14 protein-coding genes are annotated in these 22,356 nt (G+C 69.0%); 12 read left to right on the forward strand and 2 right to left on the reverse strand.

The genetic code is table 11. The features are described from left to right. Positions 1-167 precede the first annotated feature (167 nt). Positions 168-1,187 (reverse strand): LacI family DNA-binding transcriptional regulator, encoded by a 1,020-nt coding sequence (locus NP80_RS03120; RefSeq protein ID WP_006404683.1) that lies wholly within the window; start codon positions 1,185-1,187, stop codon positions 168-170. Positions 1,188-1,376: 189 nt separating this feature from the next. Here NP80_RS03120 and NP80_RS03125 point away from each other — a divergent pair, with 189 nt between their 5' ends. The 7 genes from NP80_RS03125 to NP80_RS03155 all read left to right on the forward strand — a co-directional run bounded on the left by NP80_RS03125 (position 1,377) and on the right by NP80_RS03155 (position 13,357). Then, positions 1,377-2,525, forward strand: coding sequence for an ABC transporter ATP-binding protein (locus NP80_RS03125; RefSeq protein WP_006404681.1), 1,149 nt, complete (start codon positions 1,377-1,379; stop codon positions 2,523-2,525). Between the two features lie 9 nt (positions 2,526-2,534). Then, complete coding sequence (locus tag NP80_RS03130; RefSeq protein ID WP_006409668.1) at positions 2,535-4,520, forward strand: beta-galactosidase; 1,986 nt, start codon at positions 2,535-2,537, stop codon at positions 4,518-4,520. Between the two features lie 73 nt (positions 4,521-4,593). After that, positions 4,594-5,853, forward strand: coding sequence for an ABC transporter substrate-binding protein (locus tag NP80_RS03135; RefSeq protein WP_006409669.1), 1,260 nt, complete (start codon positions 4,594-4,596; stop codon positions 5,851-5,853). Positions 5,854-5,906: 53 nt separating this feature from the next. Then, positions 5,907-6,854, forward strand: a complete 948-nt coding sequence (locus NP80_RS03140) for a carbohydrate ABC transporter permease (protein ID WP_045593065.1) — start codon at positions 5,907-5,909, stop codon at positions 6,852-6,854. 16 nt (positions 6,855-6,870) lie between these two features. Beyond that, on the forward strand, positions 6,871-7,722 hold the full coding sequence (locus NP80_RS03145) for a carbohydrate ABC transporter permease (RefSeq protein WP_006404677.1): 852 nt from the start codon (positions 6,871-6,873) through the stop codon (positions 7,720-7,722). Positions 7,723-8,067: 345 nt separating this feature from the next. Next, the gene (locus tag NP80_RS03150) at positions 8,068-12,210 is read left to right on the forward strand and encodes a CheR family methyltransferase (RefSeq protein WP_006411314.1); all 4,143 of its coding nucleotides are present in this window, start codon (positions 8,068-8,070) and stop codon (positions 12,208-12,210) included. A gap of 142 nt (positions 12,211-12,352) precedes the next feature. Beyond that, positions 12,353-13,357 carry a chemotaxis protein CheB gene (locus tag NP80_RS03155; protein ID WP_006404675.1) on the forward strand — a complete coding sequence of 335 codons (1,005 nt, stop codon included), beginning with the start codon at positions 12,353-12,355 and terminating at the stop codon, positions 13,355-13,357. Between the two features lie 15 nt (positions 13,358-13,372). Here NP80_RS03155 and NP80_RS03160 read toward each other — a convergent pair whose 3' ends face one another. Then, the gene (locus NP80_RS03160) at positions 13,373-14,851 is read right to left on the reverse strand and encodes a nitronate monooxygenase (RefSeq protein ID WP_006404674.1); all 1,479 of its coding nucleotides are present in this window, start codon (positions 14,849-14,851) and stop codon (positions 13,373-13,375) included. Between the two features lie 541 nt (positions 14,852-15,392). Between NP80_RS03160 and NP80_RS03165 the strand changes: the two genes are divergently transcribed. The 5 genes from NP80_RS03165 (at position 15,393) to NP80_RS03185 (ending at position 22,227) form a co-directional block, all read left to right on the forward strand. Next, on the forward strand, positions 15,393-15,797 hold the full coding sequence (locus NP80_RS03165) for a GlcG/HbpS family heme-binding protein (protein WP_006404673.1): 405 nt from the start codon (positions 15,393-15,395) through the stop codon (positions 15,795-15,797). Between the two features lie 34 nt (positions 15,798-15,831). After that, a complete protein-coding gene (locus NP80_RS03170; RefSeq protein ID WP_006411319.1) occupies positions 15,832-18,006 on the forward strand; it encodes a malate synthase G in 2,175 nt (724 codons plus the stop codon). A 483-nt stretch (positions 18,007-18,489) separates the two neighbouring features. Next, a complete protein-coding gene (locus NP80_RS03175) occupies positions 18,490-20,058 on the forward strand; it encodes a sensor domain-containing diguanylate cyclase (protein WP_006411313.1) in 1,569 nt (522 codons plus the stop codon). Positions 20,059-20,175: 117 nt separating this feature from the next. Continuing rightward, the gene (locus tag NP80_RS03180) at positions 20,176-21,555 is read left to right on the forward strand and encodes a cache domain-containing protein (protein ID WP_006397522.1); all 1,380 of its coding nucleotides are present in this window, start codon (positions 20,176-20,178) and stop codon (positions 21,553-21,555) included. A 27-nt stretch (positions 21,556-21,582) separates the two neighbouring features. After that, positions 21,583-22,227 (forward strand): response regulator, encoded by a 645-nt coding sequence (locus NP80_RS03185; RefSeq protein WP_006404668.1) that lies wholly within the window; start codon positions 21,583-21,585, stop codon positions 22,225-22,227. The last annotated feature ends 129 nt before the right edge of the window (positions 22,228-22,356 follow it).

Genomic DNA, 22,356 nt, shown 5'->3' on the forward strand with positions numbered 1-22,356 from the left:
TTTCGAACGTGTCCAATTGACTCGAAGACGTCATGTCTCGCATCGAGCAGCACGTCGCAGTGAAGAACGCGCAAATAAGCCGCGTCACACCGACCGGCAACCGATCCTCGCCACAGACAAAAAACGCGATTCAGCGCACGGCCCGCTCACGCCTTCCAGGCGCCCATTCACCGCGTCGCCACCACGCCCGTCGTGCCGCGCACCACGAGCCGCGGCGCCGATGCCGTCCTGACGCGCGCCGCATCGTCGACCTGCCCGCCGGCCTCGCGCAGCGCATTGAGCAGCTCCACCGCAAGTCCCGCCGCCTCGGCGGTCGGGATCGCGACCGTCGTCAGCGTCGGACGCGTATCGCGCGCGAGCTGGATGTCGGTGATGCCGATGATCGACAGATCGTCCGGCACGCGCAGCCCGCGATCGGCAGCCGCATGCAGCGCGCCGATCGCGGGCAGATCGTTGGTCGCGAGCAGCGCGGTGAGATCCGGATGCGCATCGAGCAATCGCCCCGCCGCACGCAGCCCGCCTTCGGTCGAATCGGGCTCGGCCGCGACGATCGACGCGTCGAGCCCCGCTTCGCGCATCACATCCGCGAACCCGTCGTAACGCGCCGCCTGCACGCCGCCCGCGCAACCGCCGACGATCGCGCCGATCCGCCGGTGCCCGAGTTCGAGCAGATGCCGCGTCGCGATCCGCCCCGCCTCGCGGAAATCGACCGCGACGCACGGCAACCCGTCCGGCAGCGCATCGGGCCGTTCCCACATGCACAGCACGACCGGCACGCCGCGCCGCGTCACGTCGAGCAGGTCCGGCAGATGGCTCGCGTTCGTCACGAGGATGCCTTCGGACACCGTGCCGGCGATCTGGTCCAGATACGCGCGCCCCTGCGCCGGATCGTCGTTGGTATTGCAGACGATCAGAAACTGCCCGTTGCGCCGCACCGCGCGCTCGACCGCGAGCGCGAACTCGGGATAGAACGGGTTCGCGATGCTCGATACCATCAGCGCGACCGTCGGGGCGCGCCCTTCCGCGAGCGCCCGCGCGGCAAGATGCGGCCGATAGCCGAGCGTCTGCACGGCCTCCAGCACGCGCGCGCGCGTCGCATCGCCGACGCGCCCGCGGCCGCGCAGCACGTTCGACACCGTCGCGGCCGTCACGCCCGCACGGCGCGCCACTTCATCGAGAGTTGCCATGTTTGCTCACTATCTGAGAAGCCCATCCAGTATTTGCTTCGCCGTGCGAAGCGGCGCACTATCGTCGCACGCCCTGCGGCTCGATCGCGGGGCGCGCCCCGGCCGCGAGCGCAATCGCCGTTTTTTTTGACTGCGGTGATTAAGCGCTTAATCATGTGCGGCAACGCATTAGAACATGGAGCGGAGACAATGGCCAGCATCTCGATGCGGCGCGTGCAGAAGGCTTATGGCGACCACGCGCCGGTCATACGCGACGTCGATCTCGAGATCGGCGAGCACGAGTTCTGCGTGTTCCTCGGTCCGTCCGGCTGCGGGAAATCGACGCTGCTGCGGATGATCGCCGGCCTCGAGGATCTGAGTGCGGGCGAGTTGTCGATCGGCGGCCGGCGCGTCGACGACGTGCCCGCGGCCGAACGCGGCGTCGCGATGGTGTTCCAGAGCTACGCGCTGTTTCCGCACATGACCGTCTACGAGAACATGGCGTTCGGCCTGAAGCTCGCGCGCACGCCGAAAGCGGAGATCGACCGCAAGGTGCGCGACGCCGCGCGGATCCTGCAGCTCGACGCGCTGCTCGACCGCAAGCCGAAGGCGCTGTCGGGCGGGCAGCGGCAGCGCGTCGCGATCGGCCGCGCGATCGTGCGCGAGCCCGGCGTGTTCCTGTTCGACGAGCCGCTGTCGAACCTCGACGCGGCGCTGCGCGGTCAGACGCGCGTCGAGATCGCGCGGCTGCACCGGCAGTTCGAGCGCGCGAGCGTCGTCTACGTGACGCACGACCAGACCGAGGCGATGACGCTCGCCGACAAGATCGTGCTGCTGCATGCCGGCGCCGACACCGCGCAATACGGCAGCATCGCGCAGGTCGGCGCGCCGCTCGAGCTGTATCACCGGCCGGCGAGCCGCTTCGTCGCGGGCTTCATCGGCTCGCCGCGGATGAACTTCCTGCCGGCCGTCGTCGCCGCGGCCGATGCGCAGCGCACGACGGTCACGCTCGTGCCGTCCGGCGAAAGCTTCACGCTCGCGCGCGACGGCGCCGCGCTGCGCGCGGGCGACGCGGTCACGCTCGGCATCCGTCCCGAACACCTGACGCTCGGCGCCGCACACGAATCGACGATGCTCGTGCGCGACGTCGCACTCGTCGAGCGTCTCGGCGAGCAGACCTGCGTGCATCTCGACCAGCCGGGCGGCACGCCGCTGATCGCGAAGGTGCCCGGCGACGCAGCGGTACGCCCCGGCGAGCGCCTGCCCGTGCATGCGCCGGCCGCCGCGTGCCACCTGTTCACCCAAGACGGCCGCGCACTGCCCGCGTCCGCCACCCTCCCCGTTCACCATTACGCATAAGGATCGCGCATGCGCGTCGGCGTCTGTTACTACCCGGAACACTGGCCGGAATCGATGTGGGCGGACGACGCCCGCCGGATGAAAGCGCTCGGCATCGCGCAGGTGCGCATCGCGGAATTCGCGTGGAGCCGCATCGAGCCGTCGCCCGGCGAATACGATTGGGGCTGGCTCGATCGCGCGGTCGACGTACTCGCCGCGGCGGGCCTCGACATCGTGATGTGCACGCCGACCGCGACGCCGCCGAAATGGCTGATCGATCGCCATCCGGACATTCTCGCGATCGGTGCGGACGGCCGCCCGCGCGCGTTCGGCTCGCGCCGCCATTACGACTTCTCGTCGCCCGTCTATCACGAAGCATCGCGGCAGATCTGCACGGCGGTCGCCGAGCGCTATGGCCGCCATCCGGCCGTGCGCTTCTGGCAGACCGACAACGAGATGGGCTGTCACCAGACGGTCGTCAGCTATTCGCCGGCTGCGGTCGCACGCTTTCGTGAATGGCTGAAGGCGCGCTATGGGACGATCGACGCGCTGAACCGCGCGTGGGGCACCGTGTTCTGGAGCATGGAGTATCGCGATTTCGACGAGATCGACGCGCCCGTCGGCACCGTGACCGAAGCGCATCCCACGCATCGGCTCGACTACCGGCGTTTCGCGTCGGACGAAGTGGTCCGCTATCACCGGATGCAGGTCGACGTGATCCGCGCGCACTCGCCGGGCCGGCCGGTCGCGCACAACTTCATGCAGCTGTTCACCGACTTCGATCACTATGCGGTCGCGCGCGATCTCGACGTCGCGACGTGGGACAGCTATCCGCTCGGCGCGCTCGAGGAGCACTGGTTCGCGCCCGACGTGAAGGCGCGCTGGCTGCGCACGGGCCATCCGGATTTCGCGTCGTTCAATCACGACCTCTATCGCGGCATGTCGAAGCTGCCGTTCTGGGTGATGGAGCAGCAGCCAGGCCCCGTGAACTGGGCGCACTGGAACCCGGCGCCGCTGCCGGGGATGGTGCGGCTGTGGAGCTGGGAAGCCTTCGCGCACGGCGCGGGCTGCGTGTCCTATTTCCGCTGGCGGCAGGCGCCGTTCGCGCAGGAGCAGATGCACGCGGGGCTGCACACGCCCGACGACCGGCTCGACGAAGGCGGCCGCGAAGCAGAGCGCGTCGCGCACGAGATCGCCGCCGTGCATGACGCCGATGCGCACGCGGACGCCGCGGTGCATGCGCGCGTCGCGCTCGTCTTCGACTACGAAGCGAAGTGGCTGCTCGACGTGCAGCCGCAAGGCGCGGATTTTCAGTACGCACGCATCGCCTTCGACTACTACTCGGCGCTGCGCGCGCTCGGGCTCGACGTCGACGTGATCTCCGCGCAGGCGCCGCTCGACGGCTATCGGCTCGTCGTCGTGCCGCCGCTGCCGATCGTCCCGGACGATTTCGCCGCGCGCCTCGCCGCATCGGGCGCGCATGCGGTGTTCGGGCCGCGCACCGGCTCGAAGACGGTCGACCTGCAGATTCCGCCGACGCTGCCGCCCGGCGCACTCGCCTCGATTCTGCCGCTGCGCGTCTGGCGCGTCGAATCGCTGCGGCCGAACGTGACCGAACGCGTCGACGGCGCGCTCGTCGACGGCGCGCCGTTCGCCGGCCACGCGCGCCACTGGCGCGACCTCGTCGAGGTGCGCGAGGCGGACCGCTCCGTCGTGCGCGCGCGCTTCGCGGACGGTCATCCGGCCTGGCTGTCGCACGGCACGCTGCATTACTGGGCCGCGCTGTTCGACGACGCGACCACCGCGCAGCTGTTCGCGAGCGTCGCCGCCGAAGCGGGGCTCGCGCCGACGCCGCTCGCCGACGGCGTGCGCATCAGCCGGCGCGGCGGCCTCACGTACGTGTTCAACTACGGCGACACCGTGCACACGATCGACGCGGTGCCGGCGGCGGCGTTCGTGGTCGGCAGCGCCGACGTCGAGCCGCGCGGCGTCGCCGTGTACCGCAGTCACGCATAGCCGTTTTCATCGTCACCGCCGCGGCGCGCGACACGCCGCTCACGCATAACGACAGACAGGACTGGAGACAACCATGACTCATCGCCCCGTTCGCGCCGCCGCCCGCTTCGCCACGGCCGCCGCCGTCGCGCTCGCGTCGCTCGCCGCGACCGCACCCGCCGACGCCGGCACGCTGAGCATCAACATCGCGTTCAAAGGCGCGAGCCAGCGCGCGGTCTGGCAGTCGACGCTCGACGCATTCCACCGCGCGCATCCGGACATCGACGTGAAAGCGACGTTCGTCGACGAGGAAGCGTACAAGGTGCAGCTTCCCGCGTGGCTCACGACCGTCGCGCCCGACGTCGTGAACTGGCATGCGGGCGAACGGATGGCGTATTACGCGAAGCGCGGGCTGTTCGAGGATCTGAGCGGCGACTGGACGAAGAACGGCTGGGACGCGATGTACGCATCGACGCGCAGCGCATCGTCGTACAACGGCAAGCAATACGCGGCGCCGACCGTCTACTACTCGTGGGGCCTGTTCTACCGGAAGGATCTGTTCCGCAAGGTCGGCATCGCGAACGAGCCGAAGACGTGGGACCAGTTTCTCGACGCGTGCAAAAAGCTGAAGGCCGCGGGCATCACGCCGATCGCGGTCGGCGGCCGCGACGCGTGGACGCTCGCCGGCTGGTTCGACTATCTGGACCTGCGCCTGAACGGCAACGCATTCCATCAGCAGCTGATGGCCGGCGACGTGCCGTACACCGACCCGCGCGTGAAGAAGGTCTACACGACGTGGAAATCGCTGATCGATGCCGGCTACTTCATCGACAACGCGCTGTCCTACGATCTCGACGGCGCGCAACCGTTCCTGTTCCAGGGCAAGGCCGCGATGATGCTGATGGGCACGTTCATCGCGGCCGGCTTTCCGCCGAACGTGAAGCCGGAGATGGGCTACTACCGCTTTCCGGTCATCGACGCGAACGTGCCGACCGCCGAAGACGGCCCGGTCGAATCGCTGCACATCCCGACGAAGGCGAAGAACAAGGCCGACGCGCATACGTTCCTCGCGTTCGTCGAAACGCCGGAGATCGGCGCGAAGCTCGCGGAAGGGCTCGGTTCGCTGTCGGCGAACAGCAAGTCGCCGGAGCCCGCCGATCCAATCTCGCGCATCGGCTTCCGGATTCTCGCCGACACGAAGGGCGGCGTCGCGCAGTTCTACGACCGCGACATGACGAAGGAAATGGCCGACGAAGGGATGAAGGGGATGCAGCAGTTCGTCGCGAATCCGGCGCAGCTCGATGCGGTGCTCGCGCAGCTCGAGCAGACGCGCAAGCGCATCTACAAGAAGTGACCGCGTGACCGTGCGGCGGCCGCGCGCCGCCGCGCCCGTTCAGGAGGCAAACCGTGTCCAGTCCGATCACGTCCCACCCGCCCGCCGGCACGGCCGCCGCCGCGGAGCGCGATGATGCCGTGCACGCGCCGCGCGCGCGCCGCCCGTCGCCGGCCGCGCGGCGGCAGCGCCGTGCAGCCTGGCTGTTTCTCGCGCCGGCGTGCGCGATGGTTGCCGTCTATGTGATCTGGCCGATCCTGTCGACGCTGTGGCTCAGCTTCTGCAACTGGGACGGGATGACCGAGCGCACGTTCGTCGGCCTCGCCAACTACGTCGAGCTGCTGCACGCGCCGACCTTCTACACCGCGCTGCGCAACAACCTGATCTGGCTCGTGCTGTTCATGCTCGCGCCGCCGCTCGGCCTCGCGCTCGCGCTGTACCTGAATCAGGCAGTCGGCGGGATCCGGCTCGTAAAGTCGCTGTTCTTCGCGCCGTTCGTGCTGTCGGGCGTCGTCGTCGGACTGATCTTCTCGTGGTTCTACGATCCGACGTTCGGGCTGCTCGCGCTGATCGCCGGGCACGGGATCCCGGTGCTCGGCGACGCGCGCTACGCGACGCTCGGCGTCGTGTTCGCCGCGCTGTGGCCGCAGACGGCGTACTGCATGATCCTTTACCTCACTGGCCTCACGTCGCTGAACCCCGAGCAGATCGAAGCGGCGCGGATGGAAGGCGCGCGCGGCTTCGCGCTGCTCTGGCACGTCGTGCTGCCGCAGCTGCGGCCGACGACGTTCATGGCGATCGTCGTCACCGTGATCGGCGCGCTGCGCAGCTTCGACCTGATTTCGGTGATGACGGGCGGCGGTCCGTTCGAAAGTTCGACCGTGCTCGCGTATTACATGTACGACCAGGCGATCAAGTACTACCGGCTCGGCTATTCCGCATCGATCGCGGTCGTGCTGTTCGCGATCATGCTCGTCTATATCGCCTTCCAGTTGCGCCGGATGCTGCGCAACGAGCAGTGACCTACCGGGAGCCATCATGTTTCCGACACCCGTCGCCCAATGGAAACCCGTCACGCGCCGGCTGTACAAGCTGTCGCTGCCCGTCGCGCTCGCGATCTGGCTGCTGCCGCTGATCGCAGTGTTCGTCACGTCGGTGCGCTCGACCGAAGAACTCGTCGAAGGCCATTACTGGGGCTGGCCGCGCCATTTCTCGATGATCGAGAACTATCGCGACGCATTGACGACGTCGCCGATGCTGCACTACTTCTGGAACAGCGTGCAGATCACGGTGCCGTCCGTGCTCGGCTCGATCGCGCTCGCCGCGATGGCGGGCTTCGCGCTCGCGACCTACCGGTTTCGCGGCAATACCGCGCTGTTCGGCACGTTCGTCGCCGGCAACTTCGTGCCGGTGCAGGTGCTGATGATTCCGGTGCGCGACCTGTCGCTGCGGCTCGGCGTCTTCAATACGGTCGAGGCGCTGATCCTGTTTCACGTCGCGTTTCAGACCGGCTTCTGCACGCTGTTCCTGCGAAACTTCATCAAGCAGCTGCCGTTCGAGCTGATCGAGGCCGCGCGCATCGAAGGCGCCGGCGAGTGGACGGTGTTCTGGCGCATCGTGCTGCCGCTGATCCGGCCGGCGCTCGCCGCGCTCGCGATTCTGGTGTTCACGTTCGTCTGGAACGACTACTTCTGGGCGCTGTGCCTGACGCAGGGCGACGAGGCCGCGCCCATTACCGCGGGCGTCGCCGCGCTGAAGGGACAGTGGACGACGTCGTGGAACCTCGTGTCGGCCGGCTCGATTCTGGCGGCGCTGCCGTCGGTCGCGATGTTCTTCGCGATGCAGAAGCATTTCGTCGCGGGGCTCACGTTCGGCGCGACGAAAGGCTGAACGAAACGCGCGCGGCGGCGCGCGCGAGCGAATCTCCCCCTCCGCATCGAGAGGTTGCCCGCTTCGGCGGGCTTTTTTGCGTCGGCAGCCGGCGCGCGTCGATCGCGTCGCGTCGCGCGGTCCGCGCTCGTACGCGGCGTCCCGTCACATGCCGAATGGCGTTCGGACACGCGCAGCCACGCCGCATCGGACGCTCGGAACGCCCCGCGCGGTGCCGTACAATGCGCACAAAAACGCAGCGAAAAGTATCGCGAGCGGGATCGCGGCGCCCCGTACGACGGCGATTCCGCGGCCGGCCCGGCGACTGACGGTGCGTCGTCTCACCTCATCAATCAGGAGAAGTCAATGGCACGGCAAGAGCCTACCGATCAGGAGCGGCTTCCCGCGTCTGCGACGTTGAGAAGCGATCTGGCCTTTCCGATCGTGGGCATCGGCGCATCGGCAGGCGGCACGACGGCCTTGCAGACCTTCTTCGAGAACGCGCCGACCGGCATGGAAATGGCGTTCGTCGTCATCGTCCATCTGGCCCCGGAGCAGATCAGCCACATGGACAGCGTGCTGCAGCACACGACCGGCATGCCGGTCCGTCAGGTGACGAGCACCGTCCCGATCGAAAAGAACCATATCTACGTGATCGCGCCCGGCATGCAGCTCGAAATGTCGGACGGCTGCCTTCGCTGCAGCCCGCGCGAGATGTCGGGCGGCATCGCGCTGACGATCGACCACTTTTTCCGGACGCTGGCCGACGCGCACGATTCGCGCGCGATCGGCATCGTGATGTCCGGGACGGGCTCCGACGGCGCGGCCGGGCTGCGCCGCATCAAGGAAGTCGGCGGCATCACGCTCGCGCAGACGCCCGACGACGCCGAACACGCGGAGATGCCGAAGCAGGCGATTTCGGTCGCCGGTGCGGACATCGTGCTGCCGGCCGCCGAGATGCCGCAGAAACTGCTCGATCTGTGGGTGAATGCGCGGCGCATCGAGCAACAGGGGCTCGAGCTCGCGCACGTTCATCAGAATCTCGACCGGCCGGGCGCCAACGATCCCGAACGCGCGCTGTCGGACATCCTGATGCATTTGCGCGTGCGCACCGGGCACGACTTCCGGCTGTACAAGCGCGCGACCGTGCTGCGCCGGATCGAAAGGCGCATGCAGGTCAACGGGCAGCGCGACCTGCTCGCGTACCGCGATTTCCTGCGCGCGACGCCGGACGAGGCGAACGCGCTGCTCGCCGACATGCTGATCGGCGTCACGCAGTTCTTCCGCGATCGCGACGCATTCGACTTCCTCGAACGGGAGGTGATCGCGTCGATGTTCTCGCCGGATGCGGGCGAGGAACAGGTGCGCGTCTGGGTCGCCGGCTGCGCGACGGGCGAGGAAGCGTATTCGATCTCGCTGCTGCTCGCCCGCGCGCGCGAGACGGCCGTGTCGAGCCAGGCGATCCAGGTGTTCGCGACCGACATCGACGAAGCGGCGATCGTACGCGCGCGCACGGGCTCCTATCCGCTGTCGAACGCAGCCGACGTGCCCGAACCGCTGCTGCAGCGGTATTTCACGCGCGACGGCGCGCACTTCGTGATTGCGAAATCGGTGCGGGAGCGCATTCTGTTCGCCGCGCACAGCCTGCTGCGCGATCCGCCGTTCTCGCATCTCGATCTGATCTCGTGCCGCAACGTGCTGATCTATCTCGAACGGGCGGTGCAGCGGCAGATCCTCGAGCTGTTTCACTTCGCGCTGCGCCCGAACGGCTATCTGTTCCTCGGCACCGCGGAATCGGCCGACGCGGCCGACGATCTGTTTACCGTCGTCGACAAGAAGCGCCGGATCTATCAGGCGCGCGTCGTCACGCATCGCGCGAAAGCGGCGACGGCTTGCCCGCCGCTGCTGCACGTCGAATCGGGGTCGGCCGACGAGCGGCCCGTGCCGACACCCACGCTGCGCGCGCCGGCGAGCCCGGTCCAGCGCAATTTCTCGTATGCGGAACTCCATCAACGCGCACTGGAAATGTATTCGCCGCCCAGCGTGATCATCGACAAGGAATCGAACGTCGTTCATCTGTCGGACAACGCCGGCCGGTTCCTGCGCCACGTCGGCGGCGAGCTGTCGAGCAACATCATGACGCTCGTGCTGCCGGACCTGCGGCTCGATCTGCGCACCGCCATCTTCCGCGCGCTGCAGACGGGCACGAGCGTCGAGGCGCGCCGCGTCAAGTGGACGCACGACACGCAGGTGTCGTGGATCAACATGACGGTGCGGCCGTTTCACGACAAGGTCGCGAACGCCGACTTTCTGCTCGTCGTGTTCGACGAGGTGGACGGGCGCATGACCGACGAGGATCAGGCCGAAGCAAGCGGGCAGGATCCGGTGCTTGCGCAGCTCGAGCACGAACTGCAGCACAGCCGCGAGCAGCTCGCGACGATCATCGAGCAGTATGAGACGTCGGTCGAGGAGCTGAAGGCGTCGAACGAGGAACTGCAGGCGATCAACGAGGAGCTGCGCTCGACCAGCGAGGAACTCGAAAGCAGCAAGGAAGAGCTGCAATCGGTGAACGAGGAGCTGACGACCGCGAACGCCGAGATGCAGGCGCGGATCGAGGACACCGCCAAGGCCAACGACGATCTTCACAACATCATCGCGTCGAGCGAGATCGCGACCGTTTTCGTCGACAAGGAAATCCGCATCAAGCGCTTCACGCCGAACGCGACCGCGATCTTCAACCTGATCGACAGCGATCTCGGCCGCTCGCTGTTTCACATTACCCATTCGCTGCGCTATCCCACGCTCGCGGACGACGTGCGCCAGTCGTTCCAGTCGCTGCGGCTGATCGAACGCGAGATCGAGAGCGAGGCCGGCCGCTGGTATCTGATCCGGCTGCTGCCGTATCGCACCGCCGACGACCATATCGACGGCGCCGTGATCACGCTGATCGACGTCACGGATCGCCACCACGCGGAGGAAGCCGCGCGGGCCGGCGAGCAGCGGCTGCGCCTCGTCGCGCAGTCGACGAAGGACTACGCGATCATCATCCAGGACGGCAACGGCATCATCGCGAGCTGGAATGCGGGGGCCGAACGGATCTTCGGGTATACCGAAGACGAAATGATCGGCCAGGACGTCGAGCTGATCTACGAACCGAACGACCGGCATGCGCGCGTGCCGGCGCACGAACGCGAGGTCGCGACGCGCGAAGGCCGCGCGGACGACGAACGCTGGCATCGCACGAAGGACGGGCGGCGGATTTTCTGCAGCGGTGTCGTGACGCCGATTTCCGATACGTCGTTCAACGGCTTCGCGAAGATCGTCCGCGACCTGACGCAGCGCAAGCTCAGCGAGGACGCGAACCGCGAAGCGCTCGCGCGCGAGCAGGCGGCGCGCGAGCAGGCGCTCAGTTCGAATCAGCTGAAGGACGAATTCATCGCCGTGCTGTCGCACGAATTGCGGCATCCGCTGAACCTGATTGGCGTGCGCGCGGAAATGCTGCCGCGCCTGCCCGAAACGCGCGACATTCCCGCGGTGCGCGAAGCGGCCGAGCTGATCCGGCAGGCGGTCCGCGCGCAGGCGCAGATCATCGACGATCTGCTCGATCTGTCCCGCATCCGCACCGGCAAGCTCGCGCTCGAGCTGTCGCGCGTCGATCTGACGGCGGTGCTGCGCACGATCGTCGATACGTGCGAGGCCGACGCACATGCGCGCGGCCTCGTGCTGCAAACCGAGTTCCCGGACGAGCCGGCGATCGCACTCGCCGATCCGATCCGTTGCGAGCAGATTTTCTGGAACCTGATGTCGAACGCGCTGAAGTTCACGCATGCGGGCGGCCGGATCGTCGTGCGGCTCACGCATGAAGCGCGGATGCTGCGCGTCGACGTGATCGACGACGGACAGGGGATCGACCGCGACACGCTTCCGCACGTGTTCGACATGTTCCGCCAGGCGCCGCGCGACCGCACGCGCGGCGGGCTCGGCATCGGTCTCGCGCTGGTCCGGCAGCTCGTCGAAATGCACGACGGCCGGATTTCGGCGGCGTCCGACGGCCCCGGACGCGGCACCACGATGACGGTGTGGTTGCCGGCCGCGGCCGACACACGCATCGCGGCCGCCGACCGCCGTGCGTCGGAGGGCCGCATCGCGGGCCTGCACGTGCTGCTCGTCGAGGACGATGCGGAGACGGCGCTGTCGCCCACTACCCTGCTGAAACTGGCGGGCGCGGAGGTGCGCACCGCGGCGAGCGGCGCAGCGGCGCTGGAAATGCTCGCGCAAGGGCCCGTCGATGCGATCGTGTCGGACATCGGGCTGCCGGACATGGACGGCTACGCGCTGCTGCGCCGGATCAAGGCCGACCCGCAATGGGCGCGGTTGAAAGCGATCGCGCTCACGGGCCGCAACCGTGAGGCCGATGTCGGCGCCGCGACGGAAGCCGGATTCGACACGCATCTGCCGAAACCGCTCGATTTCGGCTTGCTGCTCGCGGCCCTCGCCGAACCGCGCTGAGCTGTTGCAACCGTGCGGCGCGCGTCGGCCTGCGGGCCTGCGGCGGCGTCGCGCGGGCACGCATGGTTTCGTCCACCGGGCCCCCGCGCCCGACGTCCGCATCGGGCACCCGCCTTGCGCGTCGATCCGCAAGGAGGGTGCCATGGACCATCGAGATGTCGTCGTCGTCGCGTCGTCGAGGGGCGGATTGCCGGTACTCCGGACGCTCGTGACCGACCTGCCCGAAGGCTTCCCCGTGCCGATCTGCATCGTGCAGCACATCGGCCGGCACCGGTCGATTCTGCCGGAGCTGCTGACGCGCTGGGGCCGGCTGGAGGCCACCCACGCCCGACACGGCGAGCACCCGCATCCGGGAAGAATCTACGTTGCGCCGCCCGACCGGCACATGGTGCTGCGCGGCGGCCGGCTGCATCTGCTCGACACGGCCGCCGAAAACTACGCGCGGCCCGCGGCCGATCCGCTGTTCCGGTCGGCCGCGCGCGAATACGGGCCGGGCGCGGTCGGCGTCGTGCTGAGCGGCGATCTCGACGACGGGTCCGCCGGCCTCGCGGCGATTCGCGCCCACGGCGGTTACGCCATCGTCCAGCATCCCGACGAATGCGAGGCGCCGTCGATGCCGCGCGCCGCGCTGGCCGCCGCCGGCGCGGACGCCGTCGCGACGGCCGACGAACTGGCGCATACGATTCATGCGGCGGTCTATGGCGCACGCGGCGAGGAGGGTCGGACGATGGCAGATTTGCGCACACTGGACGACGAAAGTCGAATCGCCGAGGGCCGCTTCCTCACGCCCCAATTGCTCGACGCGATCGGCGAGCGTTCGGCGCTCACGTGCCCGAGCTGCAGCGGCGCGCTATGGCGCATGCGCGACGATCGGCCCTTGCGCTATCGGTGCCATACCGGGCACGCGTTCTCGGCGCTTTCGCTCGACGATGCGGAGGCGCAGAAGGCGGAAGATGCGATCTGGGCCGCGATCCGCGCCGTCAACGAGCGGATGATCTTTGCCCGCGAGCGGCAGGAGTGGGCGCGCCGCACGGGCAACGCGGAAGACGAGGCGATCGAGCAGGCGCGCATCGACGAAAACCGGCAGCTCGCCGACGTGCTGCGCCAAGCGCTGCATGTAGCAACGCATGGCCGCGAGACAGGGTGACCGTCGCGCGCGGCGCTATCCGTGCACGCCGCCGTCCCTCAGCCGTACGTCGACCGCGCCGATGTTCTTCTCGTGCGCGACCAGCATCTGCGTCAGCGCCTCATGCATATCGCGGTCCGCGAGCGTCGGCAGCAACGCTTGCAGCTTGCGCGCCACCCAGCGCTGGCCGCGATTCAGAAACGCCATTCGCTCCGCGAGATCGTCGATCGCCATCGCCTTTTCGTAGAACGCGCCCGTCGCGCGTGTCGGCGTCGCGCCGAGCGTGCGGATGGCATCGACGAGCACGCTGCACCAGTGCGCTTCGTCCTGACGAATATGCGCGATCAGCCGATGCAGCGCGTCGTCGTCCGCCACTTCCGCCGCCGTTTCCGACGCGACGCGCGCGCCCGCGCGCTCCGCTTCGAGCAGTTCGTCGAGCGCGGCCAGCAACGCGGCGCGCTGCGCGTCCGCGTCGTGGCCCGAGGGCGCGGCCGCGCGCGATTCGAGGATCGCCGCCGCATCGCGCACGATTCGGCGCAACACGTCGGCCGCCGGCTCGACCGCGCCGATCTGCCCGGCGCCCGTGCCCGCATACAGCGCCATCGCCTCGAAATCGCCCGTCATCGTGCGCAGCGGCGAATCGGTGCTGAACAGATAGATCGGACGCCCTTCCTCGTCGCCGATCACGACGCGCGCGTCGCCGAACGGATCGCCGCGCTCGCCGCGCGTCACGCTCGACGGCAGCACGCGGACCTTCGCGCCGCGCGGCCAGTTGATATGGAAGATGTCGGTGAGCAGCGTGTCGCCGTCGTGCGCATCGACGATCCGCTGCTTGTGATACGCGTGCGCGAACGATTCGTACGTCGCGAGAAATGCGGTGCCGATCGCCGCGCCCTGCGCGCCGAGCGCCATCGCGGCGGCCACGCCGGCACCCTCGACGATGCCGCCGGCCGCGAGCACCGGCACCTGCACCGCGCCGACGACGTCCGGCAGCAGCGCCGTTAGCGGCCGGTCGCCGCGCACATGGCCGCCGGCTTCGTGCCCCTGCACGATCAGCGCGTCGACGCCGGCCGCTGCGGCCGCGCGCGCGTCGTCGACGGAGCCGACCTGATGCACGACGCGAATGCCCGCGTCGCGCAGCCGGCGCACGATAGCCGGCATCACGTCCCAAAACAGCGCGACGACCGGCACGCGCAGTTCGATGCACGCGTCGAGTTGCGCATCGAGCAGTTCGGGCGGCGTCGCTGCGGGAATCAGATTGACGCCGAACGGGCGGTCGGTGGCCGCGCGCACCAGCTGCACCTCGCGGCGGATCAGCTCGACCGGTTCGCGCACCATGCCGAGAAAACCGAATCCGCCGGCCGCACTCACGGCGCTCGCGAGCGCCGAGCGCGCTACGCCGCCCATCCCGGCCAGCACGATGGGCCACGTGCAGCCGAGCAGGTCGCAGACGGGGCGATGCAGGATCTGGACGGCGCGGGCGTCGGGCCCGTCGCCACGCACTGGATTCGACATGCACGTCCTCCTTGCTGAGTCGGCGGCGCATCGCGGGGCGTTCGCCGAATGGATCACATTGTGACATATCGATCCATACGCCCGCCGCGCCGGCGCAGTTCGCTTGATCGGCATCACCGATGCCGTTCGTTCCGGCCCGATCACGTCCGTCCTTCGAATCGAGGCACCGAACGCACGCGCTGCGCGCCGCCACATCGACCCATGGTAGACCGCCATCGAGGCGCACGCCGCAGCGATCGCGCCGATCTCGAGCGGCCGCCGCGCGTTCGTGAAGGAATACGAGGGGCTGCTGCGATCGGACCCCGTGTAGGCGGACAAGGCGCAGCGCGCGCCAGCGCACGCGCGACCTCACGAGGGCCATCGCGGCCGAGCCGCCCGACGCGTGCGAAGCGGCTCGGCGCGACCGGACCGGACCGGATTGTCAGTGTGAACGTCGGCTGCCAGACTTTTCCGGACGGCACCGGCCGCACACGCGTGCGCCACTGCATCGCACGCGCCGCCGTCCGACCGATCACCCGACCGACGATGCCGGAGGAGCCTGATGCAAACGAAGCCCGAACTCGAACTCGCCGACGCCGACCGCATCCTCGCCGCCGCACGCGCGGAGGCCGAACGCAACGGCTGGGCCGTATCGATTGCGGTCGTCGACGACGGCGGCCATCTGCTCGCCTTCGCGCGGCTCGACGGCGCGTCGCCCGCGAGCGCGGCGATCGCGCAGGACAAGGCGCGCGCGGCGGCACTCGGCCGGCGCGACACGAAGGCGTATGAGGATATGATCAACGGTGGCCGCACCGCGTTTCTCAGCGCGCCGCTGTCGGGCTTGCTCGAAGGCGGCGTGCCGGTGACGGCCGGCGGCCGCGTCGCGGGCGCGATCGGCGTGTCGGGCGTGAAGTCCGTGCAGGACGTGCAGATCGCCCGTGCCGGCGCACAAAGCGTCGCGGACTGATCCGCGCGCGCATTTTTCCCCGGGAGGATTCACGATGATCGACCATGACGGACTGCAAGTCGCGCCAGCGCTGAGCCAGTTCATCGAAAACGAAGCGCTGCCGGGCACCGGCATCGACACGGCCGCGTTCTGGCGCGGCTTCTCCGCACTGGTGCACGACCTTGCGCCGCGCAACCGCGAGCTGCTCGCCGAGCGCGACCGTCTGCAAAGCGAACTCGACGCCTGGCATCGCGCGCACCCCGGCCCGGTGCGCGACCTCGCCGCCTATCGCGCGTTCCTCGAGCAGATCGGCTACCTGGTGCCGACGCCGGCCAACGTCGCGGCTACGACCGCGAACGTCGACAGCGAAATCGCGACGCAGGCCGGCCCGCAGCTCGTCGTGCCGCTGTCGAACGCGCGCTATGCGCTGAACGCGGCAAACGCGCGCTGGGGCAGCCTGTACGACGCGCTGTACGGCACCGACGCGCTGCCGGAAGACAACGGCGCCGAGCGCACCGCAACGTACAACCCGACGCGCGGCCAGCGCGTGATCGACTACGCGCGCAACGTGCTCGACAACGCGGCGCCGCTCGCCGGTGCGTCGCACCGCGACGCGCTGCGCTATCGCGTGCAGGACGGCCAGCTCGCCGTCGAGACCGGCAAGGGCATCGTGCACCTCGCGCAGCCCGCGCAATTCGTCGGCTATCAGGGCGCGGCCGATGCACCCGCCGCGATCCTGCTGAAGCACAACGGGCTCCATCTCGAGATCCAGATCGACGGATCGACGCCGATCGGCCGCGCGGACGTCGCGAACGTGAAGGACGTCGTGCTCGAAGCGGCGGTCAGCACGATCATCGACTGCGAGGATTCGGTCGCGGCCGTCGACGCCGAGGACAAGGTGCAGCTGTACCGCAACTGGCTCGGGCTGATGCAGGGCACGCTGGTGGAGGAAGTGTCGAAGGGCGGCAAGACGTTCACGCGCCGCCTGAACGCGGACCGCGAATACACGACGCCCGACGGCGGCACGCTGACGCTGCACGGCCGCTCGCTGCTGTTCGTGCGCAACGTCGGGCACCTGATGACGATCGGCGCGGTGCTCGATCGCGACGGCAACGAGATTCCGGAAGGCATCCTCGACGGCGTCGTCACGACGCTCTGCGCGCTGCACGACCTGAAGTCGAAGCGCAATTCGCGCACCGGCTCGATCTACATCGTGAAGCCGAAGATGCACGGCCCGGCCGAAGTCGCGTTCGCCGATACGCTGTTCGCGCGCATCGAGGATCTGTACGGGCTGCCGCGCAATACGCTGAAGATGGGCATCATGGACGAGGAGCGCCGCACCAGCGTGAACCTCGCCGCCTGCATCGCGGCCGCGGCCGCGCGCGTCGCATTCATCAACACGGGCTTCCTCGACCGCACCGGCGACGAGATGCACAGCGCGATGGAAGCGGGGCCGATGATCCGCAAGGGCGACATGAAGTCGTCCGCGTGGATCGCCGCGTACGAGCGCAACAACGTGCTCGCGGGGCTGTCGGCCGGGCTGCGCGGGCGCGCGCAGATCGGCAAGGGGATGTGGGCGATGCCCGACCTGATGCACGCGATGCTGGAACAAAAGATCGCGCATCCGCGCGCGGGCGCGAACACCGCATGGGTGCCCTCGCCGACCGCCGCGACGCTGCATGCGCTGCACTACCATCTCGTCGACGTGCAGGCCGTCCAGCAGGCACTCGAAAAGACGCCGTACGCAAGCGAGCGCGACGCGCTGCTCGACGGGCTGCTGACCGTGCCGGTCGTCGAGCGTGCCGCGTGGAGCGACGAAGAGATCCTGCGCGAAGTCGAAAACAACGCGCAGGGCATTCTCGGCTACGTCGTGCGGTGGGTCGAACAGGGCGTCGGCTGCTCGAAGGTGCCCGACATCCACGACGTCGGCCTGATGGAAGACCGCGCCACGCTGCGCATCTCGAGCCAGCACATCGCGAACTGGCTGCGTCACGGCGTGATCACCGAGGCATTCGTGCTCGACGTGTTCCGGCGGATGGCGCGCGTCGTCGACCAGCAAAACGCGGGCGACCCGAACTATCGTCCGATGGCGCCCGACTACGATCGGTCGGTCGCGTTCCAGGCTGCCTGCGCGCTCGCGCTGCAGGGCACGTCGCAGCCGAGCGGCTATACGGAGCCGCTGCTGCACCGGTTCCGGCTCGCGTTCAAGGCGCAGCAGGCACAGGCCTAAGTGCGGAGGCGGGCGAGCGCCCGCATTGCGCGTGCTTCGACGGGCGGCCACGGCCGCCCGTTTTTCGTTTGCGCGGGCGCCGGCCTTCGTATGCGGCTGCATCGTCGCGCACCGCCGCGCACGCTCGCCGAACGCAAGCCGCCAAATCGCCGCGGCTTGACGCGGATCAATCGTTCGCGACCTTTTTCGCACGCTCCGACGTGCGCGTTATACTCAGTTCAATGCATCCCGCGACCGCCGCGCGCCCGAATCGGCGGTCAGGCTGTCACCGGATGCACGATCCGCCGGCCGGCTGTGCCGGCGCCTGCCGATCGTCGGCGCCCATCGTCTCCACCGACCGGGAGGGTGATGTCGGAACGCGCAGCACCCGCTTCGCGCGTCCGCCTGTTGTCCAGCCGCGTGCGATAGCGTGCCGGCTCGTCGTCAGCCTCCCTTGCGAACCACCGCATCGGCGCGCCGCCGATGCCCGACGATCCACGAACCATGGCAGAAACCGACTACGCAATGCCCCGCGAATCCGGCCTGACGAGCCGCGTCGCGACGCACCTGCGCCGGCTGCTGCTGCCGCACCTGATCTTCTATTCCGGCCTGCTGATCGCACTGCTGCTGATGCTGCTGTGCGCAATCGTGCTGTACGAGGGCCGCATCGACGCGCGCGAGCGCGCACGCACGACGCTGCAGAATCTCGTGCTGATGGCGTCCTGGGACATCGAGCGCAACATCGAGATCTATTCGCTGTCGCTGCGGGCCGTCGTCGAAGGCGAAAACGATCCGGCGATCGTCGCGCTGCCGATGCCGTTGCGCCGGCAGGTGCTGTTCGACCGCGCGACGACCGCGCGCTATCTCGGCGGCATCTATGTGCTCGACAGCCGCGGCAACATCGCGGTCGACGGCAAGAGCGACGTGCCGCGCAACGCGAATTTCGCGGACGCGCCGTACTTCACCGTGCATCGCGACCGGCCCGACGTCGGGCTCTACGTCAGCGATCCATACCACTCGCGGCTGCGCGGCGGCTCGCCGAGCATCGCGCTCAGCCGGCGCATCACGCGTGCGGACGGATCGTTCGGCGGCATCGCGGTGATGTCGATCCGCCTCGAATATTTCCGCGACCTGTTCTCGCGCCTCGCGCTCGGCGATCGCGGCGCGATGTCGCTGATCGGTACGAACGGCGTGATGGTGATGCGCGAGCCGTACGACGCGAAGATCGTCGGCCGCAACATCAGTCAGGCGAGCACGTTCCGTCAGTTCATGCGCGCGCGCGAAGGCAGCTTTTTCGATAGGGCGTCGATCGACGGCGTGCGGCGGCTGTATGCGTTCCGGCACCTCGACAACCTGCCGCTGATCATGATGGTGGCCGAATCCGAGTCGGAGATCTATGCGGCGTGGTACGACCGCGCGATCCCGATCGGTTCGGCGATGGCGCTGCTTGCGCTGGGCTTCGTCGGGTTGTCGCTGCTGCTCGACGTGCAGTTGCGCAAGCGCCATCGCGCGGAAACCGAGCTGCAGGCGCTTGCGCGCACCGACGGCCTGACCGGGCTCGACAACCGCCGGATGCTCGACGTGACGCTCGCGCGCGAATGGCGGCGCGCCGCGCGCTCGCAGCACGCGCTGTCGCTGCTGTTCGTCGACGTCGATCACTTCAAGCGCTACAACGACTCGCAGGGCCATCAGGCCGGCGACGACGCGCTCGCCGCGGTCGGCCGCTGCATCGCCGGCTGCCTGCGCCGCCCGGCCGACTATGCGGCCCGCTACGGCGGCGAGGAATTCGTCGTGATCCTGCCCGATATCGGCAGCGACGGCGCGGTGACCATCGCGGAGACGATCCGCACGAGCATTCTCGAACTCGGGATCCGGCACGACGGCAGCGCGTTCGGCTGCCTGACCGCGAGCATCGGCGTCGCGACCTGCCGGCCGGACCGCGACGACAACATGCACGCCGCGCTGAAGCTCGCCGACGACGCGCTGTACCGCGCGAAGGAAACCGGCCGCAACCGCGTCGTCGTGCTCACGGCCGCGCACGCGGGCCGGCATTACGCGCCGCGCACGGCCTGAGCGCACGCGCGCCGCACCCGCGCGCGCAAAATCGTCGACAATACCGGCTCGCTCCGCCGGCCGCGCGCCGGCGGCAAGCGTGCCGGCCGTCGCCGGCGCGCGTCCGTCCGCGTCACCATGAAGCTCAAGGCCAAGATTTTCCTGCTGGCGATCGTGCCGTTCCTGCTCGCGATCGCCGGAATCGGTTTCGGCGTGCGCCAGCAGGCGACGTCGCTCGCGCGCACGCAGCATGCGACGATCCAGGCCGCGTATCTGTCGAGCAAGGAAGTCGAGCTGAAGCACTACGTCGAGCTCGCGACCAGCGCGATCATGCCGCTGTACGACGCGGCCGGCCGCAACGGGCGCGACGACGCGATGCTGCGCACGCAGGCGCTCGCGATGCTGCAGAAGATGGATTTCGGCCCGGACGGCTATTTCTTCGTGTACGACCTGCACGGCAACGCGCTGATGCATCCGCGCGAGCCTGAGCGCGTCGGCCACAACTTCTGGACGATGCGCGACCCGCAGGGCGCGCTGACGATCCAGCAGCTGATCGGCGCCGCGTCGCGCGGCGGCGGCTTCGTGCGCTACGTCTGGCAACGGCCGTCGACCGGCAAGCCGGCGCCGAAGCTCGGCTACGTGGTCGCGCTCGAACGCTGGGGCTGGATGGTCGGCACCGGCATCTATCTCGACGACGTCGATACCGCACTGCAGCGGATCGACGCCCGCGCTTCCGCGAACATCGAGCGCACGATGAGCTGGCTGACCGCGATCGCGCTCACCGGCGCCGCGGCGATCGCCGTATGCGCGCTGGTGCTGAACGTCAGCGAGTCGCGCAGCGCCGATGCGAAGCTCAAGCAGCTCGCGCAGCGCGTCGTCGAATCGCAGGAGCAGGAGCGCGCGCGGCTGTCGCGCGAGCTGCACGACGGGATCAGCCAGATGATGGTGTCCGCGAAGCTGATGCTCGAATCGGCGCTCGCGCGCTTCGAGCGCGGCACGGTGCGCGTGCCGGAAGCCGAGCGCGCGCTCGCGTCCGGCGTCGTGCGGCTCGGCGACACGCTGCGCGAGGTGCGCCGCATCTCGCACGCGCTGCGCCCGGCGATGCTCGACGATCTCGGCCTCGCGGCGGCGCTCGATCAGCTGATCCGCGAATTCGGCGCGCAAAGCGGCATCGACATCGGCTACACGCAGGTCGCGCACAGCGGCGCGCGGCCGCTGCCCGCAGCCGTGAACACCGCGCTGTTCCGGATCGCGCAGGAAGCGCTGAGCAACATCGTGCATCATGCGCACGCGTCGCGCGCGGCCGTCACGCTCGACGTCGGCGCGCAGTCGGTCACGCTGACGATCGCCGACAACGGCTGCGGCTTCGACGCCGTGCGCTCGCAGGCCGACGAGCGCCGCGGCATCGGGCTGCGCAACATGCGCGAGCGCCTCGACGCGCTCGGCGGCACGCTGACGATCACGTCGCAGGTCGGCCACACCGTCGTGGCCGCGCGCGTGCCGCTACGCGACGCGTGACGCCTTACATCAGGAGACTCTTCGCTTATGAGCGCCCCCGACACCGCCCGACCCGCCGCCCGGCTGCTGCTCGTCGACGATCATCCGCTCGTGCGCGACGGGCTGCGCATGCGGCTCGAAGCGGCCGATCTGTCCGTGGTCGGCGAAGCCGGCAACGCCGACGAGGCGCTTGCGCTCGCGGCCGAACTCGAGCCCGATCTCGCGCTGATGGACGTCGGCATGAACGGAATGAACGGCATCGCGCTGGCCGGCGTGTTCCACGAGCGATTTCCGGCGATCCGCGTGCTGATGCTGTCGATGCACGACAACGTCGAATACGTGACGCAAGCCGTGCGGGCGGGCGCGAGCGGCTATCTGCTGAAGGATTCGCCGGCCAGCGAGATCGTCCGCGCGATCGGCGCGGTGCTCGCGGGGCAAACCTTCTTCAGCGAGGGGCTCGCCGCACGGATGATCCAGGCGAGCGCGGCCGCGTCGCCGCTCGACCGGCTGACGCCGCGCGAACGCGACATCCTCGATGCGCTCGCCGAAGGGCTGTCGAGCAAGCAGATCGCGCAGCAGACGGGGCTGTCGGTGCGCACGGTGGAAACGCACCGGCTCAACCTGAAACGCAAGCTCGACATCGAAGGGCAGGCCGAACTGATCAAGTTCGCGGTCGAGCATCGGCGGCGCTAGCGGCCGGGCGACGCGCGGCGTGGCGTCGTTCCGGGCGCGAAGTCGCCGCGCACGACGCGGGTACGGCTGCCGGCCGCTGACGCGCGCCGCCGCGACTGCGTCGCCGAAGCGGCGCGCACGCAATAAAAA

The sequence above is a fragment of the Burkholderia multivorans ATCC BAA-247 genome (assembly GCF_000959525.1).
GTDB lineage: Bacteria > Pseudomonadota > Gammaproteobacteria > Burkholderiales > Burkholderiaceae > Burkholderia > Burkholderia multivorans.